Origin of the sequence: Aeromonas sp. QDB17 (assembly GCF_027705305.1) — a bacterium.
Taxonomy (GTDB): Bacteria; Pseudomonadota; Gammaproteobacteria; order Enterobacterales; family Aeromonadaceae; genus Aeromonas; species Aeromonas caviae.
In genome coordinates this window covers 47,679-70,550 of record NZ_JAPDBP010000012.1, presented here as the reverse complement: position 1 = coordinate 70,550, position 22,872 = coordinate 47,679, and the positions used below count along the sequence as shown (strand labels likewise).

23 protein-coding genes and 1 tRNA gene are annotated in these 22,872 nt (G+C 61.1%); 11 read left to right on the top strand and 13 right to left on the bottom strand.

Features of this window, described 5'->3' with window-relative positions:
- The first annotated feature begins 149 nt into the window (after positions 1-149).
- Positions 150-635, top strand: a complete 486-nt coding sequence (rraA, locus tag OKC41_RS11775; RefSeq protein ID WP_010676045.1) for a ribonuclease E activity regulator RraA — start codon at positions 150-152, stop codon at positions 633-635.
- Between the two features lie 270 nt (positions 636-905).
- Here rraA and OKC41_RS11770 read toward each other — a convergent pair whose 3' ends face one another.
- The 3 genes from OKC41_RS11770 to OKC41_RS11760 all read right to left on the bottom strand — a co-directional run bounded on the left by OKC41_RS11770 (position 906) and on the right by OKC41_RS11760 (position 3,450).
- Positions 906-1,580, bottom strand: coding sequence for a 7-cyano-7-deazaguanine/7-aminomethyl-7-deazaguanine transporter (locus OKC41_RS11770; RefSeq protein WP_010676046.1), 675 nt, complete (start codon positions 1,578-1,580; stop codon positions 906-908).
- A gap of 144 nt (positions 1,581-1,724) precedes the next feature.
- Positions 1,725-2,012 (bottom strand): DUF3630 family protein, encoded by a 288-nt coding sequence (locus tag OKC41_RS11765; protein WP_201895002.1) that lies wholly within the window; start codon positions 2,010-2,012, stop codon positions 1,725-1,727.
- A 10-nt stretch (positions 2,013-2,022) separates the two neighbouring features.
- Positions 2,023-3,450 (bottom strand): YdiU family protein, encoded by a 1,428-nt coding sequence (locus tag OKC41_RS11760; RefSeq protein WP_201895001.1) that lies wholly within the window; start codon positions 3,448-3,450, stop codon positions 2,023-2,025.
- Between the two features lie 104 nt (positions 3,451-3,554).
- Between OKC41_RS11760 and OKC41_RS11755 the strand changes: the two genes are divergently transcribed.
- Positions 3,555-3,857 carry a cytochrome c gene (locus OKC41_RS11755; RefSeq protein ID WP_109422054.1) on the top strand — a complete coding sequence of 101 codons (303 nt, stop codon included), beginning with the start codon at positions 3,555-3,557 and terminating at the stop codon, positions 3,855-3,857.
- Between the two features lie 99 nt (positions 3,858-3,956).
- On the opposite strand, the gene recQ is transcribed toward OKC41_RS11755, so the two are convergent.
- The gene (recQ, locus tag OKC41_RS11750; protein ID WP_041211967.1) at positions 3,957-5,792 is read right to left on the bottom strand and encodes an ATP-dependent DNA helicase RecQ; all 1,836 of its coding nucleotides are present in this window, start codon (positions 5,790-5,792) and stop codon (positions 3,957-3,959) included.
- A gap of 131 nt (positions 5,793-5,923) precedes the next feature.
- Between recQ and OKC41_RS11745 the strand changes: the two genes are divergently transcribed.
- Together OKC41_RS11745 and OKC41_RS11740 are read left to right on the top strand one after the other, a co-directional pair.
- On the top strand, positions 5,924-6,388 hold the full coding sequence (locus OKC41_RS11745) for a thioesterase family protein (protein WP_039039661.1): 465 nt from the start codon (positions 5,924-5,926) through the stop codon (positions 6,386-6,388).
- A 123-nt stretch (positions 6,389-6,511) separates the two neighbouring features.
- Complete coding sequence (locus tag OKC41_RS11740; RefSeq protein WP_160836740.1) at positions 6,512-7,039, top strand: hypothetical protein; 528 nt, start codon at positions 6,512-6,514, stop codon at positions 7,037-7,039.
- 247 nt (positions 7,040-7,286) lie between these two features.
- Here the strand turns inward: OKC41_RS11740 and OKC41_RS11735 are convergent.
- From OKC41_RS11735 to OKC41_RS11695, 9 genes are all read right to left on the bottom strand, one after another.
- Positions 7,287-7,363: transfer RNA gene (locus OKC41_RS11735), tRNA-Pro, on the bottom strand.
- A 142-nt stretch (positions 7,364-7,505) separates the two neighbouring features.
- Positions 7,506-8,231 carry an MOSC domain-containing protein gene (locus tag OKC41_RS11730; protein ID WP_048209581.1) on the bottom strand — a complete coding sequence of 242 codons (726 nt, stop codon included), beginning with the start codon at positions 8,229-8,231 and terminating at the stop codon, positions 7,506-7,508.
- A 48-nt stretch (positions 8,232-8,279) separates the two neighbouring features.
- Positions 8,280-9,122, bottom strand: a complete 843-nt coding sequence (locus OKC41_RS11725; RefSeq protein ID WP_010676054.1) for an ABC transporter permease subunit — start codon at positions 9,120-9,122, stop codon at positions 8,280-8,282.
- Positions 9,119-10,024 (bottom strand): ABC transporter permease subunit, encoded by a 906-nt coding sequence (locus OKC41_RS11720; RefSeq protein ID WP_201895000.1) that lies wholly within the window; start codon positions 10,022-10,024, stop codon positions 9,119-9,121. Before OKC41_RS11720 ends, OKC41_RS11725 begins: the two co-directional genes overlap by 4 nt.
- Entirely contained in the window at positions 10,021-11,175 is a 1,155-nt protein-coding gene (gene potA, locus OKC41_RS11715; protein ID WP_010676056.1) for a polyamine ABC transporter ATP-binding protein, read from the bottom strand. The genes OKC41_RS11720 and potA overlap by 4 nt, the downstream gene beginning before the upstream one ends.
- A 76-nt stretch (positions 11,176-11,251) precedes the next feature.
- Entirely contained in the window at positions 11,252-12,337 is a 1,086-nt protein-coding gene (locus tag OKC41_RS11710; protein WP_201894999.1) for a polyamine ABC transporter substrate-binding protein, read from the bottom strand.
- 117 nt (positions 12,338-12,454) lie between these two features.
- Complete coding sequence (locus OKC41_RS11705) at positions 12,455-13,552, bottom strand: polyamine ABC transporter substrate-binding protein (RefSeq protein ID WP_039039663.1); 1,098 nt, start codon at positions 13,550-13,552, stop codon at positions 12,455-12,457.
- Positions 13,553-13,606: 54 nt separating this feature from the next.
- Positions 13,607-14,968 (bottom strand): aspartate aminotransferase family protein, encoded by a 1,362-nt coding sequence (locus tag OKC41_RS11700; protein ID WP_010676059.1) that lies wholly within the window; start codon positions 14,966-14,968, stop codon positions 13,607-13,609.
- 291 nt (positions 14,969-15,259) lie between these two features.
- Positions 15,260-16,591 (bottom strand): glutamine synthetase family protein, encoded by a 1,332-nt coding sequence (locus OKC41_RS11695; protein ID WP_010676060.1) that lies wholly within the window; start codon positions 16,589-16,591, stop codon positions 15,260-15,262.
- A gap of 462 nt (positions 16,592-17,053) precedes the next feature.
- Here OKC41_RS11695 and OKC41_RS11690 point away from each other — a divergent pair, with 462 nt between their 5' ends.
- The 7 genes from OKC41_RS11690 to OKC41_RS11660 all read left to right on the top strand — a co-directional run bounded on the left by OKC41_RS11690 (position 17,054) and on the right by OKC41_RS11660 (position 22,868).
- Positions 17,054-17,440 (top strand): TraR/DksA C4-type zinc finger protein, encoded by a 387-nt coding sequence (locus tag OKC41_RS11690; protein ID WP_010676061.1) that lies wholly within the window; start codon positions 17,054-17,056, stop codon positions 17,438-17,440.
- A 156-nt stretch (positions 17,441-17,596) separates the two neighbouring features.
- The gene (locus OKC41_RS11685; RefSeq protein ID WP_010676062.1) at positions 17,597-18,457 is read left to right on the top strand and encodes a hypothetical protein; all 861 of its coding nucleotides are present in this window, start codon (positions 17,597-17,599) and stop codon (positions 18,455-18,457) included.
- 332 nt (positions 18,458-18,789) lie between these two features.
- Positions 18,790-19,236 carry a DUF962 domain-containing protein gene (locus OKC41_RS11680; protein WP_201894998.1) on the top strand — a complete coding sequence of 149 codons (447 nt, stop codon included), beginning with the start codon at positions 18,790-18,792 and terminating at the stop codon, positions 19,234-19,236.
- 21 nt (positions 19,237-19,257) lie between these two features.
- Positions 19,258-19,737, top strand: coding sequence for a CreA family protein (locus OKC41_RS11675; RefSeq protein ID WP_041214236.1), 480 nt, complete (start codon positions 19,258-19,260; stop codon positions 19,735-19,737).
- 77 nt (positions 19,738-19,814) lie between these two features.
- Positions 19,815-20,804, top strand: coding sequence for a 2-hydroxyacid dehydrogenase (locus tag OKC41_RS11670; RefSeq protein WP_010676065.1), 990 nt, complete (start codon positions 19,815-19,817; stop codon positions 20,802-20,804).
- Between the two features lie 104 nt (positions 20,805-20,908).
- A complete protein-coding gene (gene yegD / locus OKC41_RS11665; RefSeq protein WP_039039669.1) occupies positions 20,909-22,270 on the top strand; it encodes a molecular chaperone in 1,362 nt (453 codons plus the stop codon).
- Between the two features lie 178 nt (positions 22,271-22,448).
- On the top strand, positions 22,449-22,868 hold the full coding sequence (locus tag OKC41_RS11660; protein ID WP_010676067.1) for an META domain-containing protein: 420 nt from the start codon (positions 22,449-22,451) through the stop codon (positions 22,866-22,868).
- Positions 22,869-22,872 lie beyond the last annotated feature (4 nt).

Genomic DNA, 22,872 nt, shown 5'->3' with positions numbered 1-22,872 from the left:
GAGGCTGACCGTCTGCGGCTCCTGCCAAGACGCGGGGCCGCTTTCGCGCAAAAACGGCATTTCCCGCCACTGGGCAAGGAATAGTCGTTGAAATGCCAACCCCACTCCTTATACTGGATCCACCTGTTTCCAGCGGTGGATCTGACACAATGGAATACAACACTTCAGAACTGTGCGACATCTATCAGGACATGGTGGATGTGCTCGAACCCATGCTCTGCTCCTTCGGCGGCCGCGCCTCTTTCGGCGGCGTCATCACCACAGTCAAATGCTTCGAATCAAACGGCCTGATCCGTGAACTCGTCAAAGAGAACGGCGTTGGTCGCGTGCTGTTGATCGACGGTGGCGGCTCCATGCGTCGTGCCCTGATCGATAGCGAGATCGCCACCACGGCGGCGGAAAATGAGTGGGAAGGGATCGTCTGCTACGGTTGCGTCCGTGAGGTCGATATCCTGGAAGATCTCGACATCGGTATTCAGGCCCTGGCCGCCATTCCGGTGGGCGCCGACAGCAAGGATATCGGGGAAACCGATCTGCCGGTCAACTTCGGCGGCGTCACTTTCCTGCCGGATGACCACCTCTATGCCGATACCACAGGGGTGATCCTCTCCCCCGATGCCCTCGACATCGAGTAAACAGCGCTGAGTGAAAATGGGAGCCCTGGCTCCCATTTTTTATGCCCGCTGATGGCGGAAAAGACGCAAAAAAGAGGGCCAGTAAACTACTGGCCCCTTAACTGGAAGCAATGTGAGCAATGTCGTGCCTTCACAAGAAGTCCATCACGTTGGAACAAATGAAGTCTTTCCCGGAAAACAAGGTAACAATAATCATTCTCATTTAACTGTGCAAGCCTTATTTGCGAAGATCGCAAAAAAATTGACCACCCATGGGGGTGGTCAATCTCATCAGGCTTGTCGCGTAGCAGCTTGCAGGCCAGCCAATCCGGCCTCCCCCACCAGCTTGCGGCTGAGATAGCGCAGCAGCACACCGTAAAGCGGCACAAACAACCCAAGACTTATCAGCAACTTGAATACGTAATCCACGGTCGCGATCTCGACCCAGTGCTCGGCCATGAAGGGATCCGTGCTGCGCCAGAAGGCGATGCTGAAGAAGGCGATGGTATCCACCAGATTGCCGAACAGGGTGGAGGCCGCCGGAGCCACCCACCAGGCTTTCAGCAGGCGCAGGCGGTTGAACACCACCACGTCCATGAACTGGCCCACCAGATAGGCCATAAAGCTGGCTAACGCGATCCGGGCAACAAAGAGATTGAACTCTGCCAGATTGCCCACCCCCTGGAAGCTCCCTTCGAAGAAGAGTACCGAGAGCACGTAGGACACGGTCAATGCCGGCAGCATCACGGTCTGGATGATCTTGCGCGCCAGGCCTGCGCCGAAAATCCGCACCGTCAGATCGGTGGCCAGGAAAATGAACGGGAAGCTGAAGGCACCCCAGGTGGTGTGGAAGCCAAAGATGGTGATCGGCAGCTGCACCAGGTAGTTGCTGCTGGCAATGATCAGGATGTGGAACAACGAGAGACGCATCAGTGCCGTCTGGTACTGAGCCGGAGTCAGGTTCATATTGTGACCTTTTTGGTTAATGGGGTTAGGGAACCCATATCGCCACCATGGCGATAATCAAGGGGCGAGATTATACGCCCCAAAATTGATAGTTCAATCTTTATGCGGTTATCTCAAGGGATTGACTCGCATCGCACGCCAAGCTCACTCCCGGGACTGCCGAGCCAGCCAGAGCAGCGCCTCCGCGCCGTCCGGCTGCACCGCCGCCAGCCAGCAGCCACTGTAATGTTCGTACTCGAGCCGAAAGCGGCTGCCTTCAAACTCCAGCAGCCAGCTGTGGCGATCCGCCCCCCACTCCCGCTCGAGTGCCGCCAGCTCCCACTCCTGCAACAGGGCCTCTGCCAGAGTCGGGAAGCTGTCCCAGTCAAGGCCCGGGCAGGTCAGCATCACCACCCCGGCTTCCCTGTCTGTCTGCGTGATACGCCAGTGCATCCGTTGCTCCTCAACTGCTGCACGAGAGCTCGCCCCCGCAATACCATGCGGGGGACGGGGTGGCGAGATCCTCGTATTCGGCTTGCTCATCATAGGGGTGCTGCAGGGCCGCAAACAGCCGCTCGAACGGCGCCATGTCGCCCTGCTCTGCCGCCTCGATCACCTGCTGGGCCAGGGCGTTGCGCAGCACATACTTGGGATTGACTGCGTCCATCTGCCCCTTGCGCACACCATCCACGCTCCCTTCCCGGGCGAGGCGTGCCCGATAGGCCTCAAGCCACCCCTGCCAGACGGCAGGATCGGGCAACAGGGCCAGCAGGCTGGCGGGCCACGCTCCCTCTCGCGTCACCTCACCGAGACGTCGCAGGAAGAGGTGGTAGTCCACCTTGTGCGCCGCCAGCAGCCGGAACAACTCGCGGAACAGCGCCGGATCCTCCTCTTCCCACACCGCCAGCCCCAGCTTGGCGCGCATCAGCTCGGAGTAGTGCAACATCAGCTGGTGCTCGTACTGGGCCAGGGCCGACGCGAGCGCGTCGCCATCCACATGACCGGCCAGCGCCTGCGCCAGCTTCTGCAGGTTCCAGTATCCGACCGCAGGCTGCTGATCCAGCGCATAGCGACCATCCGGATCCGAGTGGTTGCAGACGAAGTCCGGCACATAGGCGTCGATGAAACCATAGGGGCCGTAATCCAGGGTCAGCCCGAGCAGGGACATGTTGTCGGTGTTCATCACCCCGTGACAGAACCCCGCCGCCTGCCACTTGGCGATGAGCCGCGCGGTGCGGCGCACTACTTCGGCAAACAGCTCGGCGCCATCGGCCAGCTCGGGGAAGTGGTAACGCCGCGCATAGTCGATGAGGGCGGGGATCTTCTCCCCCTGCCCGCTCCAGGCGAAATACTCGAAGTGACCGAAGCGCAGATGGCTCGGCGCGGTGCGCAGCACGGTCGCCCCGCTCTCCACCAGCTCCCGGTAGACAGGCTCGTCACTGCCCAGCAGCACCAGAGCCCGGGTGGTGGGAATGCCGAGGGCATGCAGCGCCTCGGAAGCCAGGTACTCGCGAATGCTGGAGCGCAGCACGGCACGGCCGTCGCCGAAGCGGGAGAATGGCGTCTTGCCCGCCCCTTTCAGGTGCAGGTCCCAGCGGCTGCCATCCGGCGCCAGCTGCTCCCCCAGCAGCAGGGCGCGGCCATCCCCGAGGCGCGGGCTGTAACCACCGAACTGGTGGCCCGCATAGACCTGAGCCACCGGCTGCATGCCCGGCAGGGGCTGCCCCTGGCCGCAACAAGCGAGCCACTGCGCCTCGCTCACCTCCCCGAGCCCCAGCTCCCCAAGCAGCGCACGGTTCAGATGCAGCAATCTGGGGCCATGCAGCGGCTGCGGAGCAACAGGCTCGCAAGCCCAGGGGAGTTCGGTGGCAAAAGTGTTGATCAACTTCATGGTGATGGGGGTTGTCCCTGCGTATGCTCGTGTCACTCTTTATACCGCCGTCGGCTCGTCGAGGCTAACAGGCGATCACGATTATTCATTTCAAGGAGAAGACGATGCCAAAGTGGGTCTATACCCTGCCCCTGCTGGCGCTTGCCTGGGGCCATCAGGCCAAGGCGGCCGACATAGACGCAGGCAAGGCCAAATCCGTGGTCTGTGCCGCCTGTCATGGCGCGGATGGCAAGGCGAGCGTCCCGACCTACCCCCACCTCGCGGGCCAGAACCAGGCCTATTTGCTCAAGCAGATGAAAGCGTTCAAGGAGGGTTCCCGTACCGAGCCGCTGATGGTTCCCTTCATGGCGATGCTGACCGAGGCGGACATGGAGAATCTGGCGGCCTATTACGCCAACCTCAAATAATGCATGGCGCCGATCAACGGGCGCCTTTTCACTGTGTGTTGTGCCAGCCTACCGGCCTGGGCCTGCTGCGGTCGATGACAAGGTCTACCAGGGCCGACCCTACCGGCGGCAGTAGTCGATGATCAGGTCCATAAAGGCCTCACCGAAGCGCTCCAGCTTGCGGTGACCGACACCGTTGACCGCCAGCATTTCCTCCTCGGTCATCGGCATGAGCTGCGCCATCTCCACCAGAGTCGCATCGTTGAACACCACATAGGGCGGCACCTCTTCATCCTCGGCGATCTGCTTGCGCAGGGCGCGCAGCTCCTTGAACAGCCGCTTGTCATAGTTGGCGTTGTCGAGCAGGCCGTTGCGCTTCTCCTTGCGACTGGAGATGGGCTGCAGGCGGGGGACTGCCAGTTCAAGCTTCATCTCGCCACGCAGCACGGGTCGAGCCGCTTCGGTCAGCTGCAACACCAGATTGCGGGTGATGTTCTGGGTCAGCAACCCCTTGTGGATCAGCTGGCGGATGACGCTCATCCAGTATTCGTGGCTCTGATCCTTGCCGATGCCGTAGGTCGACAGCTTGTCGTGACCGTGATCCTTGATGCGCTGGTTCAGCGATCCGCGCAGCACCTCCACCACATAACCGATCCCGAAATTCTGTCCCACCCGCCAGACGCAGGAGAGCGCCTTCTGGGCATCTTCGGTGCCGTCATAACTCTGGGGCGGATCGAGGCAGATGTCGCAGTTGCCGCACGGCTTGTCGTTGTACTCGCCGAAGTAGTTGAGCAGCACCTGACGGCGGCAAGTCTGCGCCTCGGCGAAGGCCGCCATCACGTTGAGCTTGTACTGCTCCACCTGCAACTGCTGTGGGTTTTCGATGTTGTCGAGCAGCCGGCGAACCCGACCGATGTCGGCGGGATCGTAGAGCAGCAGCGCCTCGGCCGGGGTGCCGTCGCGCCCGGCACGGCCGGTTTCCTGATAGTAGGATTCGATGTTCTTCGGAATGTCGTAGTGCACCACGAAGCGCACGTTGGGCTTGTCGATGCCCATGCCGAACGCCACCGTCGCCACCACGATCTCGATGTCATCCTTGAGGAAGGCTTCCTGGGTCTGCTGGCGCAGCTCCAGCGGCAGCCCTGCATGATAGGGTGCCGCCTTGCAGCCGTGGCGGGAGAGCCGCTCGGCCACCTCCTCCACCCGGTTGCGGCTGGAGCAGTAGACGATACCGCAGTTGCCCTTCTGGCTCTGCACGTAGCGCAGCAGCTGCTCGGCCGCCTTGAACTTTTCCACCAGGCTGTAGCGGATATTGGGCCGATCGAAGCTGGCGGTGTGGATGAAGGGATCGTTCAGTTCCAGCCGGTGCAGCATGTCGCTGCGGGTCGCCTCGTCGGCGGTGGCGGTGAGCGCCACCACGGGCACCTGGGGGAACCACTGCTTGAGCCGTCCCAGCGCCGCATATTCCGGCCGAAAATCGTGCCCCCACTGGGAGACGCAGTGCGCCTCGTCGATGGCGAACAGGCCGAGCGGCAGCTCCGCCAACCGGTCCATGAACTCGTGCTGCAGCAAACGCTCGGGGGACACATAAACCAGCTTGATCTCGCCTCGGCGCATGGCGGCAAAGTTCTGGATCATCTCCTCCCGGCTCAGGGCCGAGTTGATGTAGACCGCCGCCACGCCGTTGGCACGAAGGGTGTCGACCTGATCCTTCATCAGCGAGATGAGGGGGGAGACCACCACCCCGAGCCCAGGTCGCAGCAGCGCCGGGATCTGGTAGCAAAGCGACTTGCCGCCGCCGGTGGGTTTGAGCACCAGGGCATCGCGCCCTGCCACTATCTGCTCGATGATCTCGAGCTGGCCCGGCCGAAACTGCTGATAGCCAAACACCGCCTGCAACAAGGCAAGGGGATTCTCTGGCTGAGGGTCAGGCAGGGTTTCGGCAATGACGGTCATGGGCTCTCCTTTGGGGTCGCCATTCTAAAGCAGCCGCCGCCCACAATAAACCTGCCATTGCGAGTGTTAAGGAAGTGTTGCAGACTGGCTGGAGTTTTTACTCGGCTTTGATGACAGGGCGGACTCAAGGAATGAAACAGATGCTCAAGAAGATGGCGCTCAGTGGCATAGCCAACCTGTTCGCCGAAAAGATGCCCTTCAACAAGCTGATCGGCATGCAAGTCACCCACTACGACTTCGACAAGGTGGAGCTGCGCATCAAGATGGAACAGAAGCTCATCGGCAACCCTTTCCACAACATACTGCACGGCGGCGTCACCGCCAGCCTGCTCGACGTGGCGGGCGGCATGATAGTCGCAGCCTCCTGCATCGACGAGCTGGAGGACTTCTCCCCCAGCTATCTCAAGGAGCGCTTCTCGCGGCTTGGCACCATCGATCTGCGGGTGGACTATCTTCGTCCCGGTCGCGGCAACGAGTTCATCGCCACCGCCCACATCATCCGGGCAGGCAGCAAGGTCGCGGTCGCCCGCATGGAGCTGCACAACGAAGAGGGCACCCACATCGCCTTCGGCACGGGCACCTACCTCGTCGGCTAATGGTTTTTATTGCATAAAAAGTGCGCTTCTAAGCTGATTTTAATCATTAGAATTCTTACCCCCTCCTCCGCTCAGGGTCCATACTGAAAGTCGGGATTCTGTGCAGAGGGAGGATTGCAGACGATGAGCGCGACACTGGCTACCCAACCATCCAGAGCCTTGCTGACACGACTTGAGGCCATGCGCGAAGAAGTGCAGACCCCAGAGTGCCGTCACTGGTTGGAACAGGAGCTGGAGGGGTATTCTCTCTGTTCACCCCTGCCTTGGTATCGCATCATTGCCTGTCGGCAACGCGGTCACTTCCTGAATCTGAAGACGGGAAAATATCTGACTTGCCATATCGGCAGCCAAACGCTAAGCCAACGCGACCTGGCCCAAGTTCAGTTCATCTATGCCCGTGAACCCGCCGCCCACTATTTACTGCGTCACGATTCCCATATCGAGCCCTGGCCGGAATCGCTGCTGGAAGCGTATCGAGAGCAGCTGATCCCTGGTCATCTCTGCCTGCAAGCCTGGCATGAGCCCGTGTCTTCGCTGCGTTCACAACTGATGGAGGGAATAGCACATTTCATTAGTGAGTACCCCAAGCATGCGGCCCTGCAAACCCAACACGGTTTCAAGGCATTGCGGCATCAACACTGGCATATCTGAATGAGCGCCTGGGGCGCAAGGAGGGCACCATCGACAAGACCCACAACGAGATTGTCACAATCTAGAGTGCCGGAGTCAGGATCAGACTCCACCAGTGGGGCCACCGAGCGGTGGCCCTTTTAGTTGGGCAAATGAGGGAGATCGGAACAGGAACAGGAACAGGAACAGCAATCGACAATGGAAATGTCAGCTTTGCTTCAACAGACCAAATGCGAAAAGGCCGCTCATTGAGCGGCCTTTTCAAATGTGGTCGGTGTGAGAGGATTCGAACCTCCGACCCCTTCGTCCCGAACGAAGTGCGCTACCAAGCTGCGCTACACACCGATGTCTGCGGGGCGAGAATTTACCGAAAGCCCCGACCCGACACAAGCCTTTTTTTTGCATTCACTCTAAAAAAATGGCTTTACGCTCAATAATTCAGCGAGTCGCAGGAAAAATCGCCCACAAGGTATCTTTCCGCCTGCCTTCAGTCCTGTCGAGGCAACCTGAACTCGGTCGGCCCCAGCAAACGCCGGCTCCAATCCGCCACCACTCCATGTTCCAGCCAATGAGCCGCATGCTGGCGCCAATTGGGAGAGAGCGCCGGGTTCTCCAGCAGCAGTTGCAGGTCTTCCTCGTTGCGAGCCTGGTTGAACAGGATGTCGGCGGTGCGCTTCACCGTCAGCTCAGGGTAGGGTCTGTCCACCAGTGTCAGCTCCCCCTGCGGATCCACCCTTCCCTCTTCCAGCACCCGCAGCAGCCAGCCACAGCGGCCACTCAACTGCATCACCTGGGAGAGCTGGCCATAGCCAAAGCGCTGGTTGAGCTTGAAACAGGGGGATCTGGGCTGGCTTATCTGGATCAGCGCCTCTCCAAGTCGATAGACATCGCCGATGCAGGCCTGCGCCTCGGTCAGCCCCAGACCAGAGAGATTCTCGCCAAAGGCAGCAGGCTGCCAGGGTGTGCGTGGTACAGGCAGCCCCAGCGCGGTTTGCCAGGTTTTCCACCAGGCGTAGTGCTCCGCAGGGTAATGGTGCAGGGCCCGATCCGGGCCGCCATGATGGCGTCTGTCGCTCTGCTCATCCCCGCGAAGGCCGAGGAAATCGCACCACAGAGGGGCGTCGGCAGGCTGCTTGTGGATGGCACTGATGAGGCCGGGGGCCTGCTCTGGGTTCAGTTCGGCGCTCTGGCCGATGAAGAGGGAGATCCGCATTCCATTCTCCTGACGGATGGGGGAATGCGGATCTTATCACGGGGCAGGTCAGGCAACTGCCTGCATCTGGGTGGTCATGGCGATCTCGGCGCGACGGCGTTTCTCCGCCCGGGCCATCAGATACCAGCTACCGAAGGTGAACAGGGATACCGACAGCAGGATCAGACTCGCGATGGCGTTGATCTCGGGCTTCACGCCGAGACGCACCGCCGAGAACACTTCCATCGGCAAGGTGGTCGAACCCGGGCCGGAGACGAAGCTCGCCAGCACCAGATCATCCAGCGACAGGGCAAACGACATCATGCCACCCGCCGCCAGCGACGGGGCTATCATCGGGATGGTGATCAGGAAGAACACCTTCCAGGGCTTGGCTCCCAGGTCCATGGCCGCCTCCTCAATGGAGAGATCCAGCTCCCGCAGCCGCGCCGACACCACGATCGCCACATAGGCGGTACAGAAGGTGGTATGCGCTATCCAGATGGTCAGCATGCCCCGCTCCGCGGGCCAACCCACCAGCTGGGCCATGGCCACGAACAACAGCAGCAGGGAGAGACCGGTGATCACCTCGGGCATCACCAGCGGCGCCGTCACCATGCCGCCGAACAGGGTCCGGCCACGGAAGTGAGGGATCCGGGTCAGCACGAAGGCCGCCACCGTCCCCAGCGCCACCGCCGCGATGGCGGTGTAGAAGGCGATCTCCAGGGAGCGGAACACGGATCCGATCAACTGTTTGTTGTCGAGCAGGCCGAAGTACCACTTGAGCGACCAGCCTCCCCACACCGTCACCAGCTTGGAGGCGTTGAAGGAGTAGATGACCATGATGATCATGGGCAGGTAGATGAACAGCAGACCCAGCCACAGCATCAGCTTGGCAAAACCGAAACGTCTCATGCCTTGCCCTCCAGCTCTTTGGCCTGGTTGCGGTTGAACAGGATGATGGGAATGATCAGCACCGCCAGCATCACCACCGCCAGGGCGGAGGCCACCGGCCAGTCACGGTTGTTGAAGAACTCCTGCCACAACACCTTGCCGATCATCAGGGTCTCCGGACCACCCAGCATCTCGGGGATGACGAACTCGCCCACCACCGGGATGAAGACCAGCATGCAACCGGCGATGATGCCGTTCTTGGAGAGTGGCACCGTGATCTGCCAGAACCGGGTCAGGTTGCGGGCACCCAGGTCGGAGGCCGCCTCCAGCAGGCTCTGGTCGTGCTTGACCAGGTTGGCGTAGAGCGGCAGCACCATGAACGGCAGGTAGGAGTAAACGATGCCGATATAGACCGCCAGGTTGGTATTGAGGATCTGCAGCGGTTCGTCGATCACCCCGATGCCCAGCAGGACGCTGTTGAGCAGGCCGTTGTTGCTGAGGATCCCCATCCAGGCGTAGACCCGGATCAGGATCGCCGTCCAGGTCGGCATCATGATGAGCAGCAGCAGAACGGTCTGGGTCTCCTTGTTGGCCCGCGAAATGGCGTAAGCCATGGGATAGCCGATCAGCAGGCAGAGCAGGGTGCTGACCAGGGCTATCTTGAGGGACCCCAGATAAGCCGCGATGTAGAGCTCATCCTCCTGCAGCAGCAGGTAGTTGCCCAGGTTGAGCAGTATGGTGAGCTGATTGTCGGCCCAGCTCACCACGTCCGTGTAGGGCGGGATGGCCACGTCCGCTTCGGCGAAGCTGATCTTCACGACGATGATGAAGGGCAGCAGGAAGAAGAGGAACAGCCAGAAGAAGGGGATGCCGATGACCAGCTGCCGCCCTCCCACCTGTTTGAGTCGTCTCAATACCTTCATGATTGCAGCACCACGCCGCTGTCATCTTCCCAGTAGAGGAACACCTGGTCATCCCAGGTCGGCCGTTTGCCGTGGCGTTCGGCATTGGCGATGAAAGCCTGAACGATTTTGCCCGAGGGCAACTGGATGTGATACACGGAATGGCCGCCCAGATAGGCGATGTCATAAACCTCGCCCTTGGTCCAGTTAAAGTCCGGATGCTCGATCTCTTCCGGCTTTTGCAGGCTCATCAGCAGTTTTTCCGGACGCAGGGCATAGGTGACCTTCTTGTTCTCCGCCCGGGAGCTGATGCCGTGACCCACATAGATGGGCTGCTCCAGATCCGCACAGGCGATGATGGCGTGGTCCTGCTCATCCTCCACCAGCAGGCCGTCAAACAGGTTGACGTTGCCGATGAACTCGCACACCAGCCGGCTGGCCGGGGTCTCGTAGATATCCATCGGGCTGCCGATCTGCTCGATGCAACCGAGGTGCATGATGGCGATCCGCTCGGCCATGGTCATGGCTTCTTCCTGATCGTGGGTCACCATGACGCAGGTCACGCCCACCCGCTCGATGATCTCGACCAGCTCGAGCTGCATGGTAGAGCGCAGCTTCTTGTCCAGCGCCCCCATGGGCTCGTCCAGCAGCAACAGCTTGGGACGCTTGGCCAGGGAACGGGCCAGGGCCACCCGCTGACGCTGACCACCGGAGAGCTGGTGCGGTTTGCGGCGGGCGTACTGGGTCATCTGCACCAGCTTGAGCATCTCTTCCACCCGGGCATCGATCTCCGCCTTGGGCAGGCCATCCTGCTTGAGGCCGAAGGCGATGTTCTGGGCCACCGTCATGTGGGGGAACAGGGCGTAGGACTGGAACATCATGTTGATGGGGCGTTCATAGGGCGGCATGTCGGTAATGTCGACGCCGTCGAGGAACAGCCGTCCTTCCGTGGGTCGCTCGAACCCGGCCAGCATCCGCAACAAGGTGGACTTGCCGGAGCCGGACCCACCCAGCAGGGCGAAGATCTCGCCCTTGTGGATGTTGAGAGACACGTTGTCGACCGCCAGCGTTTCGTCGAACTGCTTGCTTACCCTGTCTATTTTGACCAGCACTTCTTTACGCTGCTGGCTGCCCTCGAGGGCTTTCTTGTAGGCACTGGAGGCTATCGCCATTACCAAACTCCCAAAGGTGATTCCGGCCTGGGCCGATCCATCAATACAATCTGGCGCCCCGGGATGGGCGCCAAGGTTAGGTTCCGGATTTGATCTTGGTCCAACTCCGGGTGATCAGGCGCTGCACCGAGCGGGGATGTGCTTCCTGCACATACAGACGCTCAAGCACCGCCTGGGGGGGATAGACAGACTCATCCTCGCGAACGGCCTTGTCCATGAACTCTCCCGCCTTGATGTTCGGGTTCGCGTAACCCACATAGTCGCTCACCTTGGCAATGACCTGCGGTTCGAGAATGTAGTTGATCAGGGCGTGAGCCTCTTTCACGTTGGTGGCATCGGCCGGGATCGCCATCATGTCGAACCAGAGATTGCCACCCTCCTTGGGGATGCTGTAGACAATCTTGATCCCCTTGCCCGCCTCCTCGGCCCGGGACGCCGCCTGCAGGATGTCGCCGGAGAAACCCGCGGCCACGCAGATGTTGCCGTTGGCGAGGTCACCGATGTATTTGGAGGAGTGGAAGTAGGCCACATAGGGGCGCACCTTGAGCAGCTGCTCTTCGGCCCGCTTGATGTCCGCCGGCTCATGGCTGTTGGGGTTAAGCCCCAGGTAGTTGAGGGCCGCCGGGATCATCTCGTCCGCCGAATCGAGGAAGGCTACGCCGCACTGGGAGAGCTTCTTCATGTTTTCCGGCTCGAAAATGGTCGCCCAGGAGTCAATCTTGTCGACACCCAGCACTTCCTTGATCTTGTCGACGTTGTAACCGATGCCGTTGGTGCCCCAGAGGTAGGGCACGGCGTACTGATGGCCCGGATCCACCTTCTCGAGCTGCTTGAGCAGCAAGGGATCCAGGTTGCTCAGGTTTGGCAGCAGGGTGAGGTCCAGCTTCTGGAAGGCCCCCGCCTTGATCTGCTTGGCCAGGAAATTGTTGGAGGGCACGACCAGATCGTAGCCGGTGCGTCCGGTCAGCAGCTTGCCTTCCAGCGTCTCGTTGGAGTCAAACACGTCGTAGACGGTCTTGATCCCGGTCTTCTGCTGAAAGTCACTGAGGGTGGTCTCGCCGATATAATCGGACCAGTTGTAAAAATGAACCACAGGGGCTGCCTGGGTCAGATTTGCAAACCCCAGGGTCAGGGCCAGCGTTGCCATCTTGGTCATGTGCACTTATCAGTCCTCATTTGTGTGATTTTGCCAGTCGCGCATCCATACGCGCCGTCCAACCTGTCGGGTGGTCACCACCCTCCCGGCCGAACTGCGGACCGGGAGGGGTACTCGTCACTCTTACTTGCCTGACTTGATCTTGGTCCAGCTGCGGGTCATCAGACGCTGCACCTTGGCCGGCAGATCCGGGAAGGTGTAGATCTTCTTGAGGGTATCCGGCGTCGGGTAGATACCCGGGTCGGTACGGATCGCCTCGTCCACCAGCGGCGTGGCCGCCTTGTTGCCGTTCGGGAACTGCACCACGTTGGTGATGTTCGCGATCACGTCCGGCTTCATCAGGTAATTGATGAAGGTGTGGGCCGCCTCGACGTTCTTGGCATCCGCCGGGATGGCGATCATGTCGAAGAAGCTGCCTGCCCCCTCTTTCGGAATGGTGTAAGTCAGGCTGACACCGTTCTTGGCCTCGGCGGCACGGGCCTTGGACTGCTGCAGGTCACCAGAGTAACCCACTGCCACGCACAGGTTGCCGTTGGCCAGATCCGAAATGTACTTGGAGGAGTGGAAATAGGCGGTATAGGGACGGATGGAGAGGAACAGCTCCTCTGCCTTCTTCAGCTCGTCCGGCTTCTGGCTGTCCGGCTTGAAGCCCAGGTATTGCAGGGCGGCCGGCAGCATTTCGGTCGGCGAGTCGAGGAAGGAGACACCGCACTCCTTCAGCTTGGCCATGTTCTCCGGCTTGAACACCAGATCCCAGGAGTCCACCGGGGCATCGGCCCCCAGCACGGCCTTCACCTTCTCGGCGTTGTAGGCATAGCCGATGGTGCCCCACAGGTAAGGGATGGAGTATTGGTTGCCCGGATCGCTCGGTTCGAGCGCCTTGAGCAGGTCGACGTCCAGGTTCTGCCAGTTGGAGAGTTTGGACTTGTCCAGCTTCTGGAAGACACCTGCCTTGATCTGCTTGGCCAGGAAGGGGTTGGACGGTACGACGATGTCATAGCCCGACTTGCCTGCCAGCAACTTGGCTTCCAGCACTTCGTTGCTGTCGAACACGTCGTAGACCACCTTGATACCCGTCTCCTTCTGGAAGTTTTCCAGCGTATCCGGCGCGATATAGTCGCTCCAGTTGTAGACGTGCAGCACCTTCTCGTCGGCCATCGCCCCGGTACTCATCATGACCAGCGCCACGGAAGCAGCCATCATTCCCTTTTTAAAAGACATAGTCCTTGTCTCCTAAGCAAATTGTATGCGTAAGCCAACCTGCCCGGTTCCCGCCTATTCCCGCAGCTTTGCAGCCGTCAGGTCCAGACTGAGCCTGGCCAGTTTGACCAATTCATCCACCTGTTCCTCGGTGATCACCAAGGGGGGCGATATGATCATGGTATCGCCGACAGCCCTCATCACCAAGCCATTGTTAAAACAGAACTCCCGACAGGTCATCCCGGCATGGAGCTCGGCCGGGAAGCGACGTTTCGTCTGCTTGTCCTGCACTATTTCCAGCGCGGCGACCAGACCTTTTCCACGGGTTTCCCCCACCAGCGGATGGTCCGCCAGCTCAGCCCAGCGGCGCTGCAAATAGGGGCCGATACTATCATGAACTCGCTTAACTATGCTCTCCCTTTGCATAAGCTGGATGTTGGCAATGGCCACGGCGCAGGCGACCGGATGGCCGGAATAGGTGAAGCCATGGTTGAACTCGCCCCCCTCTTCCACCAGCACCCTGGCAACCCTGTCCCCCACCATCACGGCCCCCATCGGCAGATAGCCGGAGGTAATGCCCTTGGCCAGGCACATGAGATCCGGCTTGATGCCGAAGCCTTCACTGGCGAACCAGTGGCCGGTACGGCCAAAGCCGCAGATCACCTCGTCGGCGATAAGCAGGATGCCGTACTGGTCGCAGATGCGCTGGATCTCGGGCCAGTAGCTCTCGGGGGGAATGATGACCCCCCCCGCACCCTGGATAGGCTCGCCGATGAAGGCGGCCACCTTGTCCACCCCCAGTGCCAGGATCTTCTCTTCCAGCTGGCGGGCACGGGCCAGACCGAACTCGTGGGCGCTCATGCCCTCTCCCTCACCGAAGTGATAGGGCTGGTCGATGTGTACTATGCCCGGAATGGGCAAGCCGCCCTGGGCGTGCATCCCCTTCATGCCGCCCAGACTGGCCCCCGCCACGGTGGAGCCGTGATAGGCATTGTGGCGGCTGATGATCACCTGCTTGTCAGGTTGTCCCTTGCTGGCCCAGTAGTGACGCACCATGCGCAGCACGGTGTCGTTGCACTCGGAACCCGAACCGGTGAAGAAGACGTGGTTGAGGTGAGAAGGGGTGATCTCGGCCAGCAGGGTGGCCAGCTCGGCAGCAGGGGGGTGGCTGGTCTGGAAAAAGAGGTTGTAGTAGGGCAGTTGCTGCATCTGGCGAGTGGCGGCATCCACCAGCTCCTGACGGCCGTAGCCCATGTTGACGCACCACAGACCCGCCATCCCGTCCAGAATGCGCTTGCCTTCGGAGTCTTCCAGATAGACGCCTTCGGCCTTGGTGATGATGCGACTGCCCTTCTTGTTCAGGGCCTGAAAATCGGTAAACGGATGCAGATGATGGCTGGCTTCCAGTTGCTGCCACTCACGGGTGGTGTGCTGCATTGCTTGCTCCTCGGTTCCTTCGATTCGGCGAATCTTGTCGCCATTCATGAGGGCACGGGTGGCCTGCCCGGTCACTGCCATTCACGGGGCTGGCACTCTCTTGCCTGCTCGATGCCTTTCCATGGGGCGAACATCGTCGCCAGTTGATTGCAGGTGACCCCCCTCTCCATTGCGGGAGCGGGCCTCACCTATACTCGGTGCCTTCCGGGTCGCGGGCGCCGCCGCGAGACGGGCCTTCGGCACCTTGCTTGCGATATGACGGGGAGAGGCCTCGCCTCCCCCGGGGACAGATCAGACGTTCAGCAACAGGAATTCCCGTTCCCAGCGGCTGATCACGCCGAAGTATGTCTCGTACTCCTTGCGCTTGACGGCCACGAAGGCGCGGATGAAGCGCTCCCCCAGCATGTCCTTGATGGGTTCACACTGCTCCAGGTGGCTCAGCGATTCCTCCAGCGAGCGGGGCAGGCTGTAGGGCAGGTCATAGGCACTCGCCTTCATCTCCTGCATGGGTTCGAGCTTCTCCAGCATGCCGAGGTAGCCGCAGGCCAGGGTGGCGGCCAGAGCCAGATACGGATTGGCATCGGCCCCGGCGAAGCGGTTCTCGACCCGACGTGCGCTCGGTTCGGAGAAGGGGACCCGCAGGCCGCAGGTGCGGTTTTCCACCCCCCACTGCACGTTGCGCGGCGCACTCTCGCCAAAGGTGAGGCGGCGGTAGGAGTTGACGTTCGGCGCCAGCAGAGCGGTCACTGCCGGGGTGTATTTCTGCAGGCCGGCGATGAAATGCATGAACAGATCGGAGTTGCCCCCTTCGCTGGTACCAAACAGGTTGTTGCCATCCATGTCTTCCAGGCTCTGGTGGATGTGCATGGCGGAACCCGGTTCGTTGCTCATGGGCTTGGCCATGAAGGTGGCATAGATGCCGTGGCGATGGGCGGCCTCGCGCATGGTGCGCTTGAACAGAAACACCTGGTCGGCGAGATCGATGGCATCCCCGTGCAGGAAGTTGATCTCCATCTGGGCGGCGCCGGATTCATGGATCAGGGTGTCCACCTCCAGCTCCTGGGCCTCGCAGTAGTCGTACATGTCCTCGAAGATGGGGTCGAATTCGTTCACCGCATCGATGCTGAACGACTGGCGGGCCGTTTCCGGGCGGCCGTTGCGGCCCACCGGCGGTACCAGCGGATAGTCGGGATCTTCGTTGCGGGTCACCAGGTAGAACTCCAGCTCCGGCGCCACCACCGGCTTCCAGCCCTGCTTCTCGTAGAATGACAGAACCCGGCGCAGCACGGAGCGGGGAGCGATGTCGATGAGCTTGCCGTTGACGTCAAAGCAGTCGTGGATCACCTGGGCGGTGGGCTCCAGCGCCCAGGGTACGAAACGAATGGTGTTGGGATCGGGATAGAGCTGCATGTCCCGCTCCAGCGGGTCTATCATGCTGTCGTCATCCGGGTACTCGCCAGTCACCGTCTGGGTGAAGATGACCTCGGGCAGCCGCATGCCCCCCTCGCGCAGAAACTTGTTGGCTGGAATGATCTTGCCTCGGGCATTGCCGGTGAAATCCGGAAACAGGCACTCCACTTCCGTGATGCGATTGCTCTCCATCCAGCCCTTGATACTGTCCATGTTAAACCCCGACTTTACGGTTGCCATTGTCAAGGGTGTCTAATATAAGGAACACCCTTGTTAAGAAAATGTAATCGACCACACCATAAAAGCCCGTGATAAAGGCCTTTGTCAAGCAGCGGTGTTTAAAAAACTATAAACAACGGCCTGTATAATGACCAGCGCGGCACCAAATACTAAACACTTTGTGTCACGATCAGCCCACTGCAAGCTCGATGCCAACGGCGGCGGGATCTCGTTCGATACTCAGTCAGACCCTGTCGGAGAAGGCCCATTTCTTTGCAAGGGCGCACACTCCTTATCCAATTTCCTTTGCATGTCTGCGTTTTTTTGGTACAAGGCCCGCCCTGATTTGCACTCTCCTGCATGGATTTGGTGCAAAACGGGATACAAGGGCTTGGTCTGACGACAGACAGCCCCCATCAATGGGTAACATTGGGAAACTGACTGGTAGCAAACCGTATGTGTGATTTCATGACAGAAGACCAACTGACCTTCTACAAAGGCCAGATCGAGCGACAAATCCTTGAGCTCGAAGAACGTCTCAACTCCCAGGCCAGCCAGGCTATCGCCACCGATACCAACGAGATGGCGGATGAAATTGACCGTGCCAGTGTCGAGGAGGCCCGTCGCCTGGAGCTGAACCGCATCGAGCACGACAAGTTGCACCTGCGCAAGCTGAAAGGGGCGTTGAAGCGGATCAATGAAGGGGATTTCGGCTATTGCGAATCCTGTGGCGACGAGATCTCTCTCAAGCGGCTGCAGGCCCGTCCCGAGTCCCGCTTCTGTGTTGAATGCCAGAGCACCAAGGAATTCAACGACACTCACGTGTTCCGTCGCGTCGCCTGATGCGGCGAACAAGCCCGGCCTCGGTACGAGCCGGGCACAGGGCAGGCCATGCCCGAAGATGACGCGGCCGGGTGATCCCCGGCCCCTTTCACAGCAAGAGCGTGACAACTTCTGTTAGACTCCGGGCAAGTCCCGGATCCTACAGGAGATCAAAGCGTGAAATGGCTCATCAGGCTGTGCTTGTGCCTGCCATTGCTGGCACAAGCACAGACGCTCACCGTCAAGGTCCCCAGCCGACCGATCAACGATCTCGACAACGAATACCAGCTCAAGCTGCTGGAACTGGCGCTCAACCACGCCGGGCAGCCCTACAAGCTGGAGCGGGTCGACCTCAATCTCAACCAGTACAGCCTCCAGCAGGCGCTTGCCAAGGGCAAGGTCATCAATGTGTTCTGGATGGGTACCTCCAGCGCGCTGGAATCCTCCCTCACCGCAGTGCCAATCCCGCTGTTTCGTGGCCTGGAAGGGCTGCGCCTCTCCTTCATCCACGCCGATGCCCAGGAGCGGTTCAACCAGATCAACACCCTGGCAGACCTCAAGAAACTGAAAGCCGCCCAGGGGGTGGGCTGGGCCGACAACAAGATCCTGGAGCTGGCAGGCATTCCCACCTATGCCGGGCGCTACAGCAACCTGTTTCGCCTGATGAATGACGGCGACAAGCTGGACTTCTTCCCCCGTGGTCTGGTGGAAATCTTCGCCGAACGCAGCGAGCTGGCGGCACAATATCCCAACCTGGTGATCGATCAGCACCTGCTGATCCGCTACCCCTTCGCCGAGTTCTTCTTCGTCAGCCCGGAGTCGCCGAAGCTGGCCAAGGCGATCCAGACCGGCCTCGAGCGTGCCTATGCCGACGGCAGCTTCATGGCGTTCTTTCGGGAGAACCCCAAGATCCGTGAGGCCCTGGCCAGCGCCAATCTGGAGCAGAGAGTCACCATCGCCCTGCCCAATCCCGACATGACCCCCTTGCTCAAAAGCATTCCGGCCCAATATTGGGAATATCCACCGTCGCAGGAGTAAACGGACACGATATCCGGCGTTGAGAATATCCACCGCTGCGAGAATGAGCAGACACGGTCTCCGACGTTGGGAATATCCACCGCTGCGAGCGTGAACAGACACGATATCTGGCGTTGAGAATATCCACCGCTGCGAGCATGAGCGGACACGGTCTCCGGCGTTGGGAATATCCACCGCTGCGAGCGTGAACGGACACGGTATCCCGGCATTGGGAATATCCACCGCCGGGAGCGTGATCAGCCGCGGGTCACCCCATCCGGTGGGCGCAGCCCGCCGCAGACGCACAGGAACGCGAGGTCGCCCGGCCTCAATACGCGCACCAGGGAGGTGCCATGCAACGACTGGATGACTGGTTTCGCGACTACGGCCAGAGCCATCAACACCCCGTCAATGTGGCCATCCACAAGGTGGCGGTGCCAGGCATCTACCTCTGCATCCTGGCACTGCTCTGGTGCCTGCCCGCCGGTCCCCTGCCAGCGTCCTTCAACTGGGCGGGGCTGGTGGCCATCCTGGTGCTGGTCTTCTACCTGCGGCTGTCGTTGACGATCTTTACGGGGATGACAGCCCTGACCGCCCTGGGACTGGCCTTCTGCCACGTCTGGCAGGGGCCGCTGCTGTGGCCTGCCCTTATCGGGTTCGTGCTGTTCTGGATAGCCCAGTTCGTCGGTCACCATATCGAGGGGAAACGCCCCTCCTTTCTCACCGACCTGCAATTTCTGCTGGTAGGCCCCGCCTGGGTGCTGGCCAGCCTCTATCGTCGTTTGGGCATCCCTTTCTGAGGGAGGCCAACAGGAGAGACCATGAGACATCTTCAGACCCTTGCTCGCACCCTGCCCCTGCTGCTGGGGGCACTGATGGCCGGCCCGGTGCTGGCCGACAAGGCCGATCCCGTCGGCGAGGTGAGCACCGCTTTCAAGCTGCTCGGACCCAACCACAAGATCCTGGTGGAGGCGTTCGACGACCCTAAAATCGCCGGTGTCGCCTGCTATCTGGCCCGCCCCAAGACCGGCGGCGTCAAGGGTGGCCTTGGGCTGGCGGAAGATCCCTCCCACGCCTCCCTCTCCTGCCACCAGATCGGCCCCATCACCCTGCCCGCCAAGCTGAAGGCGGGGGAAGAGGTGTTCGACGTCAGCACCTCGCTGGTGTTCAAGGAGCAGAAGGTGGTGCGTTTTTACGACGAGAAGCGCAATGCCCTTGTCTATCTGACTTACAGCACCAAGTTGGTGGATGGTTCGTACAAGAGTGCAGTGAGTGCCGTCCCCATCATGCCCTGGGGTTGAAACAGCACCACTTATCCCGTGATGACGGTCACTATTTGTTGTAATTTAACCACATCATTATCTACGGAGAGCGCACCATGAGAGTCGCCGTTTTCAGTACCAAGAGCTACGACAAGGAACATTTCCACCAGGCCAACACCCAGTACGGTTTCGATCTGGAGTTCTTCGACGTGCGGCTGGAGGCCAAGACGGCCCGTCTCGCCCACGGCTTCCCCGTGGTCTGCCTGTTCGTCAACGATGATGCCGACCGCGAAGTGTTGACCGAGCTGGCGCAGTACGGCACCAGGGTCATCGCCCTGCGCTGTGCCGGTTACAACAACGTGGATCTGGCCGCCGCCAAGGAGCTGGGACTCAAGGTGGTGCGGGTGCCTGCCTACTCCCCCGAGGCCGTTGCCGAACATGCGGTGGGCCTGATGATGACCCTCAACCGCCGCATCCATAAGGCGTATCAGCGCACCCGGGACGCCAACTTCTCCCTGGAGGGGCTGGTGGGCTTCAACATGCATGGCCGCACCGCCGGCATCATAGGCACCGGCAAGATCGGCATCGCCACCTTGCGCATCCTCAAGGGGTTCGGCATGCGCCTGCTGGTGAGCGATCCCTATCCGAACCAGGCGGCCATCGATCTGGGCGCCGAGTACGTGGATCTCGATACTCTGTTCCGCCAGTCCGATGTCATCAGCCTGCACTGCCCCCTGTTCAAGGAGAACTATCACCTGCTGAACAAGGAGGCCTTCGCCAAGATGAAGGACGGGGTGATGATCATCAACACCAGCCGGGGCGGCCTGCTCGACTCCAACGCCGCCATCGAGGCCCTCAAGACCTCCCGCATCGGCGCCCTGGGGCTGGACGTCTACGAGGAGGAGGAAGACCTCTTCTTCGAGGACAAGTCCAACGAGGTGATCACCGACGACGTCTTCCGCCGCCTGTCTGCCTGTCACAACGTGCTGTTCACCGGTCACCAGGCCTTCCTGACCCGGGAGGCGCTGCACGCCATCGCCGACACCACCCTCAGCAACATCCAGGCCATCGAGAGCCAGGGCCGCTCTGACAACGAAGTGGAGTGATCCCTGAGGCGTTGTCGCCACGCCATTGATCCCGCCGCCGGGTTGTGAGACCCGGCGGCATCGGGTAGGCTACCAGCCCTTTTTTGTACAGGAGTCTGGCCAGCATGTTCATCGGATTTGATTACGGTACCTCCAACTGTGCCGTCGCCGTGATGGAACAGGGCAGCCCCAGGCTGCTGACCCTCTCCGGTTCCCATTACCTTCCCTCCACCCTGCACGCCCCCCACCGGGACGCCATCGCCGGCCTCCTGGCCGAAGGCCTGGCCCCCGTCCAGCAGAGCGAATACCTCAAGCTGCGCGGTCCCGTGGTGACCCGGGCACAGGCGGTGCGCCGCCAGATGCGCGAAGAGGGACTCATCGACGAGCTGAGCTTCGGCGGTGCGGCGCTGGCGCGCTATCTGGAAGAGCCGGACGAGGGCTACTACATCAAGTCCCCCAAATCCTTTCTCGGGGCCTATGGCCTCAAGGCACCGCAGATCGCCCTGTTCGAGGACATCGTCTGCGCCATGATGTTGCACGTGCGCCGGGAGGCGGAGCAGCAGACGGGCAGCACCATCCGCCAGGCGGTGATCGGCCGACCGGTCAACTTCCAGGGACTGGCGGGGGAAGAGAGCAACCGCCAGGCCATCGCCATCCTGAGGGAGGCGGCACGCCTCGCCGGGTTCGAGCGGGTGGAGTTCCTCTATGAGCCGGTGGCCGCCGGCTTCGAGTTCGAAGCGCGCCTCACCGAGGATGCGGTGGTGCTGGTGGTGGACATCGGGGGCGGGACCACCGACTGCTCCGTGCTGCGCATGGGCCCGAGCCACCGTGACCAACTGGATCGCAGCGGCGATCTGCTCGGTCACAGCGGCCAGCGCATCGGGGGCAACGACTTCGACATCCGCCTGACCGTGGAGGGCATGATGCCGCTGCTCGGCATGCACGAGACCCTCAAGACCGGCAAGCCGCTGCCCCATCCCCTGTTCTGGGACGCCGCCGCCATCAATGACGTCAGTGCCCAGAGCCGTTTCTACAGCCTGGATACCGCCCGCCAGTTGCAGGATCTCCAGCTCGACAGCCAGCCGGGCAGCAAGCTCCCGCGCCTCGCCAGCCTGCGGGCCCACAAGCTGAGCCATCAACTGGTGTGGCGCGCCGAGCAGGGCAAGATCGCCCTCTCCGACCACGAGCACAATCACCAGACCCTGAACGAGCTGGAAAAAGGGCTGGAGGCGGCACTCACCCGCCCCCAGCTGGCCAGTGCTTCCGCCCCCTTGCTGGAGAAGATTGGCGAGCTGATGGACGAGGCTATCCTGGCGGCAGGCGTGCAGCCTGACCGGGTCTTCGTCACCGGCGGCAGTGCCCGCTCCCCCCTCATCAAGGCCTTCATCCAGCAGAAACTGCCCAAGGTACCGCTGGAGGGGGGTGATGACTTCGGTTCGGTGGCCTCGGGCCTCGCCCGCTATGCCGAGCGCCTGTTTGCGGACTGAGACGGCCAGGGGAGCCATGGGCAACCGGTAGACAGGTTCGCTCGGGGCGGGTGTTGCCATTTGCCGACACCCCCTCTTCCCCCGGGGCGACAGAAGCGGTCGGGCTCCTCCCCCCTCGCCCTGCCGCCCGGGCCCGGGTACGGGTATGCTTGTCATACCCACCACCGGAGCCCCTTCAATGCCCAGATACCTGCTACTGCTGCTCGCCCTGCTTCTGCTCAGCGCCTGCAGTAGTGCTCCCCGCTTTGCCTCGCAAGATCTGCAACACCATCACTGGGTGCTCGATCGGCTGGATGGCCAGGCCATCGCCAGCCGCCGCAGCAATCCCCCCGACATCGAGATCGGTGAACACTTCACCGTCAACGGCATCGCCGGTTGCAACCGCTACTTCGGCCAGGGTCACCTCAAGGGGAACAAGCTCTGGGTCACCAGCCTCGGCAGCACCGCCATGGCCTGTCCCCCCGAGCTCGATCTGATAGAACAGGCCGTCCTCGCCACCCTGACGGAGGGGGCCACACTGAGCGGTTCCACCCAGACCCTGATCCTCCAGGGAAAACGGCACCGTTTGGAATACAGACTGCAAGACTGGGTGTACTAGGGCT

Bases quoted from the DNA above. Each gene is read 5' to 3' on its own strand.
- rraA (WP_010676045.1), top strand. From the start codon at position 150: ATGGAATACAACACTTCAGAACTGTGCGACATCTATCAGGACATGGTG.
- OKC41_RS11770 (WP_010676046.1), bottom strand. From the start codon at position 1,580: ATGAACCTGACTCCGGCTCAGTACCAGACGGCACTGATGCGTCTCTCG.
- OKC41_RS11765 (WP_201895002.1), bottom strand. From the start codon at position 2,012: ATGCACTGGCGTATCACGCAGACAGACAGGGAAGCCGGGGTGGTGATG.
- OKC41_RS11760 (WP_201895001.1), bottom strand. From the start codon at position 3,450: ATGAAGTTGATCAACACTTTTGCCACCGAACTCCCCTGGGCTTGCGAG.
- OKC41_RS11755 (WP_109422054.1), top strand. From the start codon at position 3,555: ATGCCAAAGTGGGTCTATACCCTGCCCCTGCTGGCGCTTGCCTGGGGC.
- recQ (WP_041211967.1), bottom strand. From the start codon at position 5,792: ATGACCGTCATTGCCGAAACCCTGCCTGACCCTCAGCCAGAGAATCCC.
- OKC41_RS11745 (WP_039039661.1), top strand. From the start codon at position 5,924: ATGAAACAGATGCTCAAGAAGATGGCGCTCAGTGGCATAGCCAACCTG.
- OKC41_RS11740 (WP_160836740.1), top strand. From the start codon at position 6,512: ATGAGCGCGACACTGGCTACCCAACCATCCAGAGCCTTGCTGACACGA.
- OKC41_RS11730 (WP_048209581.1), bottom strand. From the start codon at position 8,231: ATGCGGATCTCCCTCTTCATCGGCCAGAGCGCCGAACTGAACCCAGAG.
- OKC41_RS11725 (WP_010676054.1), bottom strand. From the start codon at position 9,122: ATGAGACGTTTCGGTTTTGCCAAGCTGATGCTGTGGCTGGGTCTGCTG.
- OKC41_RS11720 (WP_201895000.1), bottom strand. From the start codon at position 10,024: ATGAAGGTATTGAGACGACTCAAACAGGTGGGAGGGCGGCAGCTGGTC.
- potA (WP_010676056.1), bottom strand. From the start codon at position 11,175: ATGGCGATAGCCTCCAGTGCCTACAAGAAAGCCCTCGAGGGCAGCCAG.
- OKC41_RS11705 (WP_039039663.1), bottom strand. From the start codon at position 13,552: ATGTCTTTTAAAAAGGGAATGATGGCTGCTTCCGTGGCGCTGGTCATG.
- OKC41_RS11700 (WP_010676059.1), bottom strand. From the start codon at position 14,968: ATGCAGCACACCACCCGTGAGTGGCAGCAACTGGAAGCCAGCCATCAT.
- OKC41_RS11695 (WP_010676060.1), bottom strand. From the start codon at position 16,591: ATGGACAGTATCAAGGGCTGGATGGAGAGCAATCGCATCACGGAAGTG.
- OKC41_RS11690 (WP_010676061.1), top strand. From the start codon at position 17,054: ATGTGTGATTTCATGACAGAAGACCAACTGACCTTCTACAAAGGCCAG.
- OKC41_RS11680 (WP_201894998.1), top strand. From the start codon at position 18,790: ATGCAACGACTGGATGACTGGTTTCGCGACTACGGCCAGAGCCATCAA.
- OKC41_RS11675 (WP_041214236.1), top strand. From the start codon at position 19,258: ATGAGACATCTTCAGACCCTTGCTCGCACCCTGCCCCTGCTGCTGGGG.
- OKC41_RS11670 (WP_010676065.1), top strand. From the start codon at position 19,815: ATGAGAGTCGCCGTTTTCAGTACCAAGAGCTACGACAAGGAACATTTC.
- yegD (WP_039039669.1), top strand. From the start codon at position 20,909: ATGTTCATCGGATTTGATTACGGTACCTCCAACTGTGCCGTCGCCGTG.
- OKC41_RS11660 (WP_010676067.1), top strand. From the start codon at position 22,449: ATGCCCAGATACCTGCTACTGCTGCTCGCCCTGCTTCTGCTCAGCGCC.